The following is a 15478-nucleotide window of genomic DNA, read 5'->3' as shown; positions in this document are numbered from 1 at the left end:
GTATAAAGGAACAGCCAACAAAAATACATAACAATAGCATACATTTTGAAGCGCATAAAGCTTACTCTGCTATTGCATGCAAACGAGCAATGTATTTACCTAAGATGTCAAACTCTATATTAACAACAGTGCCCACCTTTATATATTTAAAGTTGGTATTCGCTTTAGTATAAGGAATGATCGCCACGGTAAAAGTATTTTCGGTTGGTTCGCATACGGTGAGCGAAACACCATTGACGGTTACCGACCCCTTATCGACCGTGAAATAACCACGTGCTGCCATTGCTTTACTAAAAGGGTACTCAAAGGTATAATAGGTACTACCTTCTGCATCTTTTATCCCCACACACTTTGCCGTCTCATCTACATGCCCCTGAACAATATGCCCATCAAGCCTACCATTCATAATCATAGAACGCTCCACATTGATGTGATCGCCCACTTGTAGCAAACCTAGATTAGAGCGAACCAGCGTCTCCCTCATGGCTGTTACCGTATAACGGTCGCCATCTAAACGAACTACCGTAAGGCATACGCCATTGTGCGAGATGCTTTGATCAATACCTAGTTCGCTTGTGAAAGAACAAGTAAGTGTGAAATGGATATTTTCTTGTTCATGCTCTATAGCTACAATAGTAGCCATTTCTTCTACAATACCTGAGAACATAGTATAAAATCGTTTTAGAAAATGTTTTTATAACGTGATAAAAAAAAAGAGCCGTATCGATGATGTGATGAAAAGTCCGAGTATCAATGATAAGAGAGCTCCTCGTCTTTGTAATCCACTGACCTTGCGGCTTAGTCGTTTTCACGATTTTATGTGGCCCGCCATTAACAAAAGAAGTCATCTCGGGTTTTCTATTTTATTTGATGACTATCCCAATCGAATCGATACGACCCGTTTCTTTAAATTCTTTTTTGTAAGTGCAAAGATAAGTGTTTTTTAGGGTACAACAAAAAAAAATAGTAATAATAGCTTATTATATAGCAAAAAACTATGATTCCTACTAGCCACAAAGCCCACGTAGAGTCAACCCTAAATTCGTATTCAGCAAGAATACTTATCGGACAGTTCTCATTGCCTATTAGTAAAGAAATTAAAATATAAAAACAGGATTTTATATAGCAGCAATAAAATATTGATAGAGGGGGTAAAAGTTGAGCTAAGAAAAAAGCGGACAAAGCGTATCGGCTTACTGCTTGCTTATAAGCTTTGCAACTATCTGACATTCAGCGCCTCGCTAAAGGTCATCTTTTGCATTGCAAAAGATGACCTTTATAGATGTAAACGATCACCTTTTGATGCGTGAAAGGTGATGTATTGCGATGTAAACGCTTATACACTGTATAACGTAAATGAATATATTTTACATTATAGCGCATCACTGCCATACTGTTGCTTTAAAGTTGTAGCTATTGTGTTAAAGCTGATTGATCTACAATTTATAGATTACTACAAAATGGAGATGAAGCGTATTTTACACTAAAATTATATGTTCTTCCCGATAGCTATATTACTCCAAATATGGAATAAGCTTTACTTTTACACTTCAAGTGCTTTCTTTCTTATTTTTTTTGAGTACTTTTGTCATACAATAAGATAACTAACGATGATAAAGAAAGTCATATTACTCTCTGCACTAGGAGTAGCATTCTTCTCCCTTACAGGTTGTAAGAAGGAAAAGCAAACACACGATATTATTACGAAGATTGCTCCAAAGCCACGTATTCCAAAGACCCCAATAGCTTTAAAAGGGTTCAACTATACAAAAACAGTGCAATGGCTTGGCACACAATACACCATAACCATTATTCGACAGGCCGACAAGGATTTACCGCTTGTTAATGATGAAGATGGTAGAAAATACTATGATAATAAAATCTCTGTAAAGATAATGCGCAAAGACGGTAAGGATTTTTATCAAAAGGTATTTACAAAGACCGATTTCGGCAAATTTATCAATACACAATATGACAAAAAAGGTGCGTTGTTAGGCTTTATGTTCGACCGTGTAGACCTAAACACCTTACGGTTCGGAGCTAGCGTAGGATCGCCAGCCCTTGCAAGCGATGAGTATGTACCCATTGATGTGGTAATCGACAATTTGGGGCATATCAGTATGGCTGTAGCGCAAACACTCGACACGGGCAGCGATCAACAAAAAACAAACAAAAAGCCTAAAGATATGATTGAGAGCGCAGAAGAGGATGGAATGTAAGAATTTAGCCAATTAAGAATTTTAGTCAATTACCTACTCTCCTCTCTCACTCAAATCATCATACAACCGTTGAAGATAGGCCTTACCTTTCTTTGTGTAAAGGTCAGTTTCCTCACCTTGCTTTAAGATAAGCTTATTTGAAGTATTATCATAAATGAGTTTATGATCGGGTGTAGCAATGCCCCAAAGATCGGGGAAGGTGAAGAAAGCAAAGTGAGTGCTGTGTGCATCGAGCATATCCTTTGAGAAAAGGAATTGCTGATGAGATAGCCCGAGTTGTGCAAGGAGGGTGGCAGCAATATCATGTTGTGAACCATAAGTGCTAACACGTTGAGGATTTTTGATAGCACCACCTAACCAGAGCATAGGGATTTGATAGCGTTCAAGGGTGAAACTGCTAATATCTTCAGGATAACAACCCAAGTGATCGGGTACAAGAATGATGAGTGAACGATTCCAACGTCCACTCTTTTTTAGATAGCTCACAAAATTGCCTATACAATGATCCGTATAGGCAAAGGCATTCAGCACTTTATTTTTCAAGCGATAATACGGCACATCGAAAGGTTCATGCGAACTGCTCGTTTGCAATACCTGAAAAGTGGGCTGCTTATCGCTTTGCTTTCGCACTTTAATATCGTCTATAAGCCGCTCAAAGACATATTCATCGGGTACTCCCCACTTACTTAGACGATATTTTAAAGGAAAATCGACATCAGAAACAATATTAACAAAGCCCTGACTAGTGAGGTAAGAGCGCATATTAGTAAAGTTGGCATCTCCACCATAATAATACTTCAAACGATAATGATGCTGCTTCAAGACATTGGCTATAGAAGGCAATGCGCTCGCCTTTTTCGTAAACTTCATAATACTTGTAGTGGGCTGAGCAGGGTAACCACTTAACACAGCAACCACACCACGATCGGTTCGGAAGCTGTTAGCATAGAGGTTTTCAAAGAAAATACCCTCTTTCTTCAATTGGTTTAATTGAGGAGTAGCTTCTGTTTGCATCAATTTCGTAGAGAAGCTTTCAAGAATAAAGAGGTAAATATCAGGCTTATCCGTATTAAGCAATGCCTTTGTATCGGTACTCTTCGTGCTTACCATAGTCTTAAAGATGCGTTCCATTTCCGAGTGTTCCATAAAACGGTATTGCTTCGAAAAATCTTCTTCCTTGCTATAACTCTCCATCAAGCTAAAGAGTGGATTAACAGCAGCATGGTTCAACTTCATATTGGTGCTAAAATACACCTTACCTATATTTGTTACCGATACCGACACACCACCACGAATAGGGATAATAAGCACCACCATAAATAAGACCACCACTAGTGTTTGCAACATTTTACAGCGGAGGTTGGCAGTATGAAACTTAGGGATAAAATGTACAAACAGCGTATAAACTGCTCCTGTCAATGCAAATGACACCACAAAACCCAATATTACTGTAAGTATATTCACACTTGCAAAGGCATCGGCAGGCGACGAAAGAAAATAAAACAATGGCGTAGTGTCAAGAGGGAACTTCCAATACGGATAGAGCGCAAGATTGAGACAAAACGAGAAAGAAAAGAGCAAAGCACTAAAAGCTATAGCCATACGCCATAGCCATAGCCATAGCACTGCTTTATTTGAAATCCAAACGCTAACAATCGTGAGCAAACATGGCAACAAAAGAAAATATCCTGCCATAGAGAGATCAAGCGATATGCCATGCCACATTACTTGAACATAATCAGCCACGCCACTATCTTTGAACATGCCATAATTAAAGAGCATGAAGCAAGGCTTTTGCAAAATAAAGAGACAAAGCCAAAGAATGTAATGTAAGAGAAGTCTTTTCACTTTTCAAATATTATAATTCCACCACCGTTATTCCTGCACCACCAAACTGCACATGCTCGTCGCGAAACGATTGCACATTAGGAATAGTACTAAGATACTGTCGGATCATCGTACGAAGAATACCATTGCCCTTACCATGAAGGATGCGCACTTGCCCCACTCCTACAAGGATAGCATCATCTATAAATCGCTGCACGCGAAGAATAGCCGCTTCGGTACGCATACCTCGCACATCAATTTCTTGACGGAAATTATTACGATGCTCGTCTATCGTTTTGCGCGTTTCACGACTATAGCTATAGGCTTGAAACTGTTGCTGTTCTTGCGGTAGAGTAGCAGCATCAATACTTTCAAGACGGTTTAAAGCCATCTTCGAACGCATACCACCAAAGATCACTGTAGCTTGCTTGCCATCAATATTTTCTACCTTACCTACAGAAGTAAGCCCTTTGATCCTAACCTGACTACCTACCACGATAACACCAGCCGTTTTTTGTTTCAAAGCCGCTTTCTGTAAAGCCTCAGCGGCTTCTTTCTGCTTAGAAGATTTCTCTTTGAGATGTTGCTCGTGTCGCTCTTTACGACTTTTAATTTTATCTATCTTCTTTTGAAAATCGTCATCGCTAAGCAGTCCGTGATCCTTTATCTGTGTGGCTCCAGCCTTTCCTTTCTGCGACTTTTTCGTTGCAGACGGTGTTGCTTCCAAAATATTTGCTTCATATTCAGCAAGCTGTTGGCGAATACGTTTGGTTTCTTCTTTTTCGGCTTGCTTCTCACGAATTTCCTTAATAGCATTCTCTATGCGCTTATTGCTCTCGCGGATAATTTCCTCGGCTTGCAACTTCGCACGATTAAGAATTTCTTTACGACTTTGCTCTAGCTGTGCCATGTCCTTTTCGTATTGAGCAATACGCTTTTCTAGTTCCTTCTCGTGTGCGTGAACTGTTTGGCGTTTGCTTTCCCAATAGCGTTTGTCGCGTACAATATCCTGCAAATATTTATCACTCTGGATATAATCAGAACCAACTATCTCTGACGCATCTTGGATAACCTCTTCAGGAATACCTGTTTTGCGAGCTATCTCAATAGCAAAAGACGAACCTGGACGTCCAATAGCAAGCTGAAACAAAGGCTTCATCTCATGGCGATCATAGAGCATAGCACCGTTGATAACACCAGTATGTTCCTTTGCAAAGTGTTTGAGGTTCTGATAGTGCGTTGTTATCACTGCCCACGCTTTCTTCTTCCAAAACTGCTTGAGTACCGATTCGGCAATGGCTCCACCTATTTGCGGTTCGGTACCAGTACCAAACTCATCTATTAAAATGAGTGTTTTATCAGATGCTTGGCGCATCATCATCTTCATATTCATAAGGTGCGAAGAGTAAGTACTGAGGTCGTTCTCAATACTTTGTTCGTCACCAATATCAATCATAATATCATGGAAGATGCCTGCTGTAGAGCGATCGCCAATAGGCACAGACAAGCCACATTGCAGCATATACTGCAACAGTCCTACGGTTTTTAGACAAACCGACTTACCACCAGCATTAGGTCCAGAGATTATTAAGAGGTGATTATCGCTTGTAAGATGAATATCAAGGGGAACAATGCCGTCTTTTCCCAATCGTTGTTTAAGGAGAGGATGATAAGCACGAATCCAATCCACCACAGACGCTGCCTGTACTTCTGGCTCAAAAGCCTCAAAGGTATTAGCTAGTTCTGCCTTAGCACGAATGAAATCAATCTGGGCTAGCAAATGATAACTATCTAATATTTCACGAACGTTAGGACGTACCTTTGTGGCAAAGTCTTTAAGAATATGAATAATCTCACGATGTTCTTCGTTTTCTAGTTCGCGCACTTTATTATTTGCCTCTACTACTTCGGTAGGCTCAATAAAAACGGTCTTTCCCGTTGCGCTCTCATCGTGTACTATACCAGATATTTTCCTTTTCAAACCTGGGGCAACAGGAATTACCAACCTACCATCACGCATCGTGGGGGTAACATCTTTCTCTACTAATCCCTCCGACTGTGCCGACCGTAATATATTATATAATGTACGCGAAATACTATTTTCGGCATGAGCTAGCTCGCGACGAATACGCAACAGTTCGGGTGAAGCGTTATCGCGCATCTTACCAAACTTATCAATAATTTGTGAGATGCGATTGACAAGTAAAGGAAAGGTTGCCACACCATCTACAAGCTTGTAAAGAGCAGGATAATAGCGGCGAATTTCTCCGTTATCGGTTTCATCGCCCCGACTCAAAAAAGCCACAATCGCTATGATTGTCTCCAACGAACGTTTCAGATCGAAGAGTTCTTCTACCTCCATCAGCGTTCCCTCTAAACGGATGCGTGCCACGCTTTCGCGCACATCGAAAAAGTTATTGAGCGGAAACTCGTCTTGTCCTTCTTGAATACCTCGAAATTCTCTTATCTCCTCCAGCCATGTATTGATAGTAGCAACATCGGTAGTAAACGCCATAGCCTCTACGAGTTCCTTACCTAAAGATGACAAGCAGCGAGCACGAAGCATTGCTCGCACTTCGTGAAATCCTATTTTTTGTTCAAAATTATTGGGATAGATCATTCTTACTTAACATCCACTTCCATCAATACTACATGAAGCTCCGCTTGGCTCTACCTCAAGCCCTACTTCTGCAGGATCGAAGGTAATACTGCCATCTTCACGAACAAAGCAAGGAATACAAACATCGCCTATTTTCTTTAATCGATCGAACTCTGGGCGATGATCGCGCAACGCTAGAAACTCCCTAAGATAATGCACATCTTCACCTATATCAATAACCTTAAATTCTGGATTGCTCTCCACAAGCTTGTCTACAACCTGACAATCAGGACAAGTGGGCATACTATAAATCTTTATCATAAGTTGTTTCTCCTTTTTATTTATTACTGCTATATAAAAGTATATTGCAAGTGAATGTAATACTTCTACAAAGGTACAACAATACAAATACTATACCATTTTTTAAATACTTTTTTAAGTTTTCAATCTGTTCTTGAAATATTTTTTAAATAAAGTTCTCCACAAAAACTACATACTACCACTCTCTCTTTCTAAATATTTTTCTAAGACAATCATAAAAAAAATAAACTTTTCTTTGGTGTTACAAAAATAAAACACTACCTTTGTCGTGTTATCCTGAATACAATCTTTTTACCTTAAAAACTAGTACCTATTGAGATTGGATGCCCTCCCGCTGCGAAGCTAAGGGCATTTTTTTATGTTCCTATATGATATTTTACTAACCCTTCCATTGGTGCTGCTAGCACATTTATCAATTTATATCCTTGCTTATCAGCACATTTTTTAAGAATATCCTCATATATTTTCCCCACACTCCCAACAACTGCTATGGGATAATTCCTACTATAATCATAACGCATGATATTATTTTTAAAAAAGGCATCAAAATTTTGTTCTACAATAGAATGTAAAGCATATTCATCTAAATGCTGACGGATAAATTTAGAGATACTAGCAAGATACCTATTAGGCAATGGCTGCCTATAAACACGATCTATTATATCAGCATAAGTTTGATGCGTTTCTGTCAAAAAAGCTTCTTTCACTCGTGTAGGAAGTTGCTCTTTAAAGATAGCATTTAAGAATAACTTTCCTAAAACAGCACCACTTCCTTCGTCCCCAAGAATAAATCCTAAAGGAGGAATATTCTTAACTATTTGCTTACCATCATATAAGCCCGAATTAGCACCAGTACCCAAGATACACGCAATGCCTGCTTCTCGACCACATGCAGCACGAGCAGCAGCCAAGAGGTCGCCTGCTACACTCACAACCCTTACCTTACCTTCACTTGTAAAGCGAGTAAGCGCTTCGCTTATCGTGGCTTCCATCATCGGAATTTTAGTCTCTGTACAGCCCGCACCATAGAAATATACTTCTTCTATAGTGCTTATGCTATTGCTTATTTGAGGGAAAAGTTCGTTTTGAAGGACATTTATAATTTCTTCGTTTTGCTGATAAAAAGGATTCAGTCCTTGTGTCTTTATCCTAACACACGCTGCTTCGCCCTTTATATTACTTCCCCTTTCAGCGCAAAGCGCCCAATCGGTTTTAGTGCTTCCACTATCGGCTATTAGTATCATATTGCTCAGTTTTATAACCACAAAACTACATAAAAATATCCTGTCTCACTAAGTTTCTTATCGCAAATAAAGCCTATATCCTTAATTTTAGAATAATTATACCTCAAACAGGAAGGCTAAAAGTAATACTTTGTTTACCTTTGTAACTTAATAAGACAATACTATTATGCTAAGACGTTTATATATTCTTTGCTTCTTTCTGACACTCTTGTGTTTACCCTCTAAGGCTGTACTTCAAGAAGATTCGCTGAAAAATTCTCTTTCTGTACTTCGTCATGAGCTTATCAAAGAACATCTTGAGCTTACCAAACAGCTCAACACCTCTAAAATGTTCAATGAGCGTGTCATCAGTCAGCTAAAAGAGTTTGGCGAAAGATCATCACAAGTATCGTTAATGCTATATTCCCAAAACAACGATAATGTATTCGACCTTACCTACGCTTGTCAGAAAGCGACAGACCTTTGGCAACATTTCCAAACACAAACCCACCCTTTTTATGAGGTAGTAATAAAAAGTAATGAGGACATAGCACGCTACGACTCGCTCATCAATGTGCTTAGCACAATGTATACCTTTGGTATGACCGAGCGTATGAAGATTGACCGCAATGTGTGCCTAACACTTGCATCTAGCAACCGCCGTATGCTAAAGGAACGCAACGAATACTACCATGAATTTATCCTATATTACGATTATAACAAAGAACAACTGCAATCGCTCAATACCTATGCACAAAAGCGTTATGCTGAAATACAGTCGAGTATCTTTACCAGTAATGGACAGAACTATATAAAGTTTCTAAGTACTTTCCCCTATAAGCTATCACAGCTAAAGAATAGCATCACAGAGAAATATACGCCACAAAATGCTGTTTCATCTCAATGGGATGTGCGCTGGATTAGTATGCTTTTTCTCACCTTTGTATTTTATGGCTTCCTTGCTTTCGTCATCAACCTTATTTTTATAAAATATATCCTCACGCGTTTGTTTGGCTTTAAACGCTTTCAAACCTTACAAGAAGGCTTTTTAATGCGCCGTCGAGACATTCTCATAACTTCCACTGTCATTTGCTTTGGCATCATCACGTTGGGCATTCGCTTCTTTGCTTCCAACGACTTGGTATATATGGCAAGCGGATTAATCCTTGAGTTTGTTTGGTTGGTAGCTGTCATCTTTGGCTCTTTACTTCTGCGTGTAAGCTCGGAAGAGGTAAGATATACCAATCGTCTTTACTATCCCGTTATGCTTGTGGGGGGCATTGTCATCATCTACCGCATAACCTTTATGCCGGGAACACTTGTAACCTTTTCTTTCCCTATCATTCTTGCTATTGCTGCTTTATGGCAAGCTTCTTTACTCTATCGTCATCACTTACGAGTGCCTAAGAATGATCTTTATCTTGCCTATATCTCACAAGCTGTATTCGTATTCGCCCTTGGATGCTCTTGGCTAGGCTATTCGTTTTTAGCCGTACAATTCATTATTTGGTGGATGATGCAGCAAGCCTGTCTGCTCACATTGGGCTGTTTGCGCAATTACCTTGATAGGTATAAAGAGAAAAAAGCCAAAACGCTGTCTATACAAAAACGCTGGTGTTTTAGGTTTGTTTATTCGGTTATCTTGCCTACAGCACTAGTGCTATCCTTCATCGTCTCTATTCTGTGGGCTGCCGATGTTTTTAATCTTGGAGAAGTATCCAAAAATTTATTTAAAATCAATTTCATCAATAGCAAAAACTTTAAAGTTAGCATCTACGCACTGGCACTAGTTGTGGTAATGTGGTTTCTATTCAACTATATTAATAAGACAGTGCGCGATGGGGTGAAACTTTACCTTCAAGCAAAAGATCCTGACACGGCCGCCTCGCGCAGTGTGATGCTTATCAACGTAGTACAAGTGGTGGTATGGGGTGCTTGGCTATTAATATCGCTCAATATGCTTGAAATTAGCAGCACTTGGCTCATCGTTGTTTCAGGAGGTTTGTCGACGGGTATTGGTTTTGCTATGAAAGATATTTTGGAAAATATCTACTATGGCATTTCACTAATGGCAGGACGTATCAAGGTGGGCGACTATATTATCTGCGATGGGGTGCGCGGAATTGTAAGCTCCATTAGCTATACCTCTACCCTTATTGAAGCTACCGATGGTGCGGTAATTGCTTTTCAAAACTCGCAACTCTTCACAAAGAATTATAAAAATATGACCAAGAACCATGGCTACGAACTCGATGGTATGCAAGTGGGAATAGCTTATGGATCAAACCTAAAAGAGGTGAAACAGCTTTTAATAGATGCCATTTCACAGTTGCCATGCGTTAGAAAAAACAATCCTGCATCGGTGGGTGTGAAGAGCTTTGATGATAGCTGTGTTACGTTACAAATCTATGTTTGGGTAAGTGTACTCACGCATTTTGCAGCCGACAGTATGATTATGGAATGTATCTATGAAACACTCAATGCCAACAACATTGAGATACCTTTCCCACAACGTGAGATCACCATAAAGAAGGCAGAATAAGAGAGATGAGAGTTGAGAATTGAGAGATGAGAGCTGAGAATTACCCGACCTATAGGAAGGTAAGACATAGTAACTTGAAAAATATTTATAAAGGATGGACTGTTATAGACTTTATAGCAAAGTTATAACTGTTTAATACACAGGCAATTACAAAAAGATTACCTTTTACTCGGTAAAAGGTAACCTTTTGCTTCATAAAAGGTGATGTATTGCAGTGCAATAGATTATCAATGCAAAAAGCGCATAGAAAAAGATTAGGATGACCATCAAAAGAAAAAGCATTTCCATAACGTTTATTTGAATACTTTTGTTTAACTTTAATCCATCTCCAGCACTAAATGCTGCTTTACAGAGCTGTATATATCGGCTAATCAAGTTGGTTATCAGCATAAACTTTATTGTCTTTTTACATCTATAAAGTTACTGAATTTCAACGAGATAGCCGATTTTGTTATGTTATATTTTGTTACCTAATTATCTCTTTTTTAGAAACCTATCATGTTTTCTTTCTGCCACAATTCCTGTTAGCTTAGGGACGAAAGATTCGCAAACCACAAAATTTTAACAGACTATTGTTTAATGAAAAGTTTTTTAATACTTAAATGTTACTGTCAATGATATTTTACGTCCATCAGCATGTGCATATTCAGCATCTCTTGCCATCAGCATAGAGGTGGTAGTGTAGTAAGTATTGTTAAGTAAGTTAGAGATACCCAAATTAATATCCCAAGAGTTTAGCTTGTACCCTGCTGTAAAGTTGAGCAGATTAAAGCTGCTGATCTTACCTTCACCTTCGTTATATTTTCCGTCATTAATGGGTTTAAAGCGGTCGCGGTTTCCTGAGTGGATATAATGTAGCTGTAAATAAGCATTTTTTACAGGAGAATAATCTATATACATTGCGAATTTAGCAGCAGGTATTGAAATATTAGACATATAACGACTCCATTGCCCATAAGTATCTTTTATCTTACCTTCAAACCATGTAAAGTTAGCCCCAGCTTTTAGGTTATTAAGAAGCTGTGCATCTGCGTTGAGTTCTATACCATATACCTTTTGAGGAGTGCGGTTTACTTCCCAAAAACCTGCTTCATTAATCTTAAGGTCGCTACCTAATTTTGAGTATGTGTAGAAGAATGCACCATTTAGCTGTAGCCAACGATTGATATCAGAATAAGCTCCAATTTCATAGTTATCGGTCTTTACTGGTTCTGTTAAGATTTTAGATAAAACATCTTCTTTAGCAGCACGTAGTGTACGACCTAAATCGAAAATAGAGAAACCTTGAGAATAAGCTATGAAAGGTTGGAACGCACGATATTTATTGTAAGATATACCAGCATTAAATGATAAGTTGTTATACTTGAGATTTCCGCCTTTTACATGTACCTCTGGAGCACTTTTCTTTGTGCGTAATATGTCGTAGTTAGGAACATTAACATCTATAATATCATAACGAGCACCTACCTTGATGTTAAGATCTTTAGAAAGAGTAGTTTTTGTTTGCAAGAATATTGCTTCGTTATTACTTGTAAGGTTAGGTACCCAGTAACGCCCATCAACAAGAGGTTGTGAAGTCTTATCTAAAAGATAATCAAACCCATATACAAGACGTGTAAAGGAGTTGTCAGAGAAGGTTAGTAAGGTGTTAAATTGAGAACGGAACCCAAACTTTTGATCCTTTATAGCAGCCTGACCGCTTGTTTCTTCCCAGCGTGGTTTTTTAGGGTTATGCTTTCTAAAATCGAATATAGTGTATAGACTTGTGCCATAAAGAGAAGCCTCAAAGTCGGTGTTTGCAAACAGTTTTCGAGAGGTAAACTTTAAATATGCATTATGGTTATATCGTGTACCTTCATCAGATGCTTGAGGATCTTTATCGCCCAAAACACCTATTGCAGGAGTTTTGAGATATTCTCCTTTTTGCTGAATTAAAGAAGTATGTTGCAAACTTCTATAAAAATTATACATAAACTCTATACTGTTCTTAGGTGAAAAGGCATAACCTAATTTCACAAGAGCATTTGATGTATAAGTATCTCCAAGCCCATAACGTGGCGAGATATATTCTCCATCTCCATCTATGCTGCTACCTGTTTTAGAAAGAGTTCCACTAACTAAATAGCTAAGCTTATTGATAGAACCATAAAACTGCTGGTTAAAACGATAGCCCATACCATCGCTACCATGGTAGAAATTATATGTAGAACCAGATAAAGACGACTGACCTGCAAATGTTTTCTTAGTTGTGTTCTTTTTTGTAATGATGTTTATTACACCACCTATAGCACCATTACCGTATAAAGAGGTAGCACCCTTTATTATTTCTATATGGTCAATGGCAGAAACATCTAAAGAGCGAATGTCTCTATCAGTAGATCTTAAAGGGGTAGATTGTGGTATTCCATCTATTAAAACAAGAGCACTTCTACCTCTAAGAGACTGAGTTCGTGAGCTTGTAGTGTTGCTTGCTAAAGCCATACCCGGAGTAAGCAAACCTAATAAATGAGATATATCAGTTTCTGCTTTGCTCATTTGTGCTATTTGTTTTTGATCTATAATAGTAACAGTTGTAGCAGCATTAGACTTTATTTCAGGAATGCGTGTTGTACTGATTACTATTTCTTTTAAAAGAAGTGTAGAGTCGACCTTGGTAATATCATTAGCGTAGCTGTTAGTGTATGCTAATGCAGCCATACCAAGAAGTAAATAATTCTTTTTTGTCATGTTAAATTATACTTAATATTTAATACCAAAAAGCGTTCGTCATTAAAATATTTAACGAACGCTGAAAATCTTTTGCAAAGATATATAAATAGTTTGGAAGCGGCAATACCTAAAAATAATGATAAGTAGGATAACATTTTTTATATAGTTAGTGTTTACTGAATAATTTATAACTCTCTGATATTTAATTTTATATAACTTTATTTCTTCGTTTGTTTAACTAGAAAATCGTATCTTTATATAGTTAAATCCATAGCAAGATGAAGTTTTACGCTCCTAAATAACGTGAGTTCGACGAATTTAGAACAGAGCAAGCTGTGTGTCAATAGTCCTTTGTACATTGATACACGGCTTCTTTGGGAACAGACAATAGGCAGCAATAGCACCCAATAAATTGACAATGAAATTGTCAAAGCATCTATGTCTGGAGTGCTCCGCCTGCGCAATATTCTTAAGCTCATCATTCACAGTTTCTATAATGGCTCTTTTTCTGAGTAAGAGTCTGTCAGCAACACTCATCAAAGCTCCTTTCATGTTGCTTTTCAGCTTGGTAATAAGTTGTATTCCATCCACAAACAACCTTTGGAAGAGATTTTTGCTGATGTACCCCTTGTCGCCGACCAGCTTGCCATATATGAAATCTACAAAAGCTTTGTATTCCAAAGGCTTACGGTCATCAATATCTCCCGGTGTTATCATAAAATTGAGAAGCTCTCCTTTCTCATTGCAAATCAAATGCAATTTGAAACCGAAGAACCAACCCATAGAGCATTTTCCTTTTTGGGCTATACCTTTGAAAACCTTGTGAATATGTATTCTTTGGTTCTTGCAGACACGCAGTGGTGTGCTGTCAACAAAACTTATGCCCGTGCATTTGCCCAGCAGAACCTTCTTGATAAACAAGGTTAAGGGGACGGCTACCTCCCTTTCCAATTCTACTATACGGTTATAAGAAACAACTTTTGGAAATAGATGGCGAAGATGCTTACATACTTTTTCAAGATAGAAATGTTTAAAGCAGCGATAACCAGAGTCGTGAAAAAGAATCATTATTAGTATGACTTCTGCCTTTGACATCGTGGAATCTCGATGATACTTTCTTTTTCCAGTAGGCTTTAGCGTATATTTTGCCACCATTGCATCAAAAAACTTGCAGAAATCATCTGCCATACAAAATATTTCAGTAACTTTGTCCTCGGTGATCATAGCGATTTTTGTTTGTAATTGTTTGTAAATCAATACCTTAAAGTTACAACAAATTTCGCTAATCACCAAATTTATAGACACTTATAATTCATCGAACTCACGTTAAATACAAGCAACTTGACCTCGGTTTGCTCCGCTCGTCCCTTGATGAGTTGGACAAGACAAACCGATGGGTGGCTCTCGGTGACCTTCTTCTATGGACAGAACTTGAGAAGGAATACAACTCAAGGTTGGACAATCAGAAGAAAGGTGCAGGGAACAAGCCAGCACGTATGATTCTCGGCGCAATGATTATCAAGCACAAACTAAAACCTAAGTGATGCCGAGACCATCGAGATTATCAGAGAGAGTCCCTACATGCAGTACTTTTGTGGATTGCATGAATTCACCGACAAGCCTATATTCGACCCAAGCCTGTTCGTCACGATACGCAAGCGAATCTCTGAGGAAGAACTAAACAAGATGACAGTCAAACTTCTCGACAAGCAGAAGCGCCTTCTTGTAGAGAAACGCAAGCGTGAGGAAGAAGGCACGAGAAAGTCGTATGCTTGTAACCTCTCTCACAGCAGCACTCCCCAGTTCTGCCATCTCTGTAATCTCCACAAAGTGTTCTCCAATATGATAGCCCTTCTGTGAAGTCTATGCCTGCGCCTTAGCGATGACACGTTCAAAGTTCCAGTATTTGCCATAGCCCATCACTTTCGCCAACTTGCGTGAGTTCCACCATTCTTTGTCATCGGCATCCACCTCTCGAAGTTGTTCAAAAGGAGAATGAAGTTCGGGGATGTTGTTTGTGTTTTGAATTTCTGTCATA

General features: G+C 38.6%; 12 protein-coding genes. 4 read left to right on the top strand and 8 right to left on the bottom strand.

Annotated features, from left to right (window positions below; translation table 11 throughout):
- Positions 1–61: 61 nt before the first annotated feature.
- On the bottom strand, positions 62–667 hold the full coding sequence (locus PREBIDRAFT_RS10035) for a riboflavin synthase (RefSeq protein WP_004337491.1): 606 nt from the start codon (positions 665–667) through the stop codon (positions 62–64).
- A 943-nt stretch (positions 668–1610) separates the two neighbouring features.
- Here PREBIDRAFT_RS10035 and PREBIDRAFT_RS10030 point away from each other — a divergent pair.
- Positions 1611–2219: a DUF4738 domain-containing protein gene (locus tag PREBIDRAFT_RS10030; protein ID WP_004337490.1), complete on the top strand. Its 609-nt coding sequence runs from the start codon at positions 1611–1613 to the stop codon at positions 2217–2219.
- Positions 2220–2252: 33 nt separating this feature from the next.
- Here the strand turns inward: PREBIDRAFT_RS10030 and PREBIDRAFT_RS10025 are convergent, their stop codons facing one another.
- The 4 genes from PREBIDRAFT_RS10025 to PREBIDRAFT_RS10010 form a co-directional block, all read right to left on the bottom strand.
- Positions 2253–4001 carry an LTA synthase family protein gene (locus PREBIDRAFT_RS10025; RefSeq protein WP_004337489.1) on the bottom strand — a complete coding sequence of 583 codons (1749 nt, stop codon included), beginning with the start codon at positions 3999–4001 and terminating at the stop codon, positions 2253–2255.
- A gap of 76 nt (positions 4002–4077) precedes the next feature.
- Complete coding sequence (locus PREBIDRAFT_RS10020) at positions 4078–6666, bottom strand: endonuclease MutS2 (protein WP_004337488.1); 2589 nt, start codon at positions 6664–6666, stop codon at positions 4078–4080.
- A gap of 6 nt (positions 6667–6672) precedes the next feature.
- The gene (locus PREBIDRAFT_RS10015) at positions 6673–6966 is read right to left on the bottom strand and encodes a glutaredoxin domain-containing protein (protein WP_004337487.1); all 294 of its coding nucleotides are present in this window, start codon (positions 6964–6966) and stop codon (positions 6673–6675) included.
- Positions 6967–7322: 356 nt separating this feature from the next.
- Positions 7323–8210 (bottom strand): ATPase, encoded by an 888-nt coding sequence (locus tag PREBIDRAFT_RS10010; RefSeq protein WP_004337486.1) that lies wholly within the window; start codon positions 8208–8210, stop codon positions 7323–7325.
- Positions 8211–8376: 166 nt separating this feature from the next.
- Between PREBIDRAFT_RS10010 and PREBIDRAFT_RS10005 the strand changes: the two genes are divergently transcribed.
- On the top strand, positions 8377–10731 hold the full coding sequence (locus PREBIDRAFT_RS10005) for a mechanosensitive ion channel family protein (protein ID WP_004337485.1): 2355 nt from the start codon (positions 8377–8379) through the stop codon (positions 10729–10731).
- 591 nt (positions 10732–11322) lie between these two features.
- Here the strand turns inward: PREBIDRAFT_RS10005 and PREBIDRAFT_RS09995 are convergent.
- Together PREBIDRAFT_RS09995 and PREBIDRAFT_RS09990 are read right to left on the bottom strand one after the other, a co-directional pair.
- Positions 11323–13458, bottom strand: coding sequence for a TonB-dependent receptor (locus tag PREBIDRAFT_RS09995; protein WP_004337484.1), 2136 nt, complete (start codon positions 13456–13458; stop codon positions 11323–11325).
- 300 nt (positions 13459–13758) lie between these two features.
- Positions 13759–14664, bottom strand: coding sequence for an IS982 family transposase (locus PREBIDRAFT_RS09990; RefSeq protein ID WP_004339036.1), 906 nt, complete (start codon positions 14662–14664; stop codon positions 13759–13761).
- Between the two features lie 152 nt (positions 14665–14816).
- On the opposite strand from PREBIDRAFT_RS09990, the gene PREBIDRAFT_RS11915 reads away from it, so the two are divergent.
- Positions 14817–14984, top strand: a complete 168-nt coding sequence (locus PREBIDRAFT_RS11915; RefSeq protein WP_244864328.1) for a hypothetical protein — start codon at positions 14817–14819, stop codon at positions 14982–14984.
- A gap of 37 nt (positions 14985–15021) precedes the next feature.
- Complete coding sequence (locus PREBIDRAFT_RS11910; protein WP_231093099.1) at positions 15022–15300, top strand: hypothetical protein; 279 nt, start codon at positions 15022–15024, stop codon at positions 15298–15300.
- A 3-nt stretch (positions 15301–15303) separates the two neighbouring features.
- On the opposite strand, the gene PREBIDRAFT_RS11760 is transcribed toward PREBIDRAFT_RS11910, so the two are convergent.
- Positions 15304–15477, bottom strand: a complete 174-nt coding sequence (locus PREBIDRAFT_RS11760) for a hypothetical protein (protein ID WP_004339847.1) — start codon at positions 15475–15477, stop codon at positions 15304–15306.
- Position 15478: the final 1 nt, after the last annotated feature.

The organism is Prevotella bivia DSM 20514, assembly GCF_000262545.1.
GTDB lineage: Bacteria > Bacteroidota > Bacteroidia > Bacteroidales > Bacteroidaceae > Prevotella > Prevotella bivia.
The sequence above is the reverse complement of the archived record's forward strand: the minus strand, read 5'-3'. Positions and strand labels throughout refer to the sequence as shown.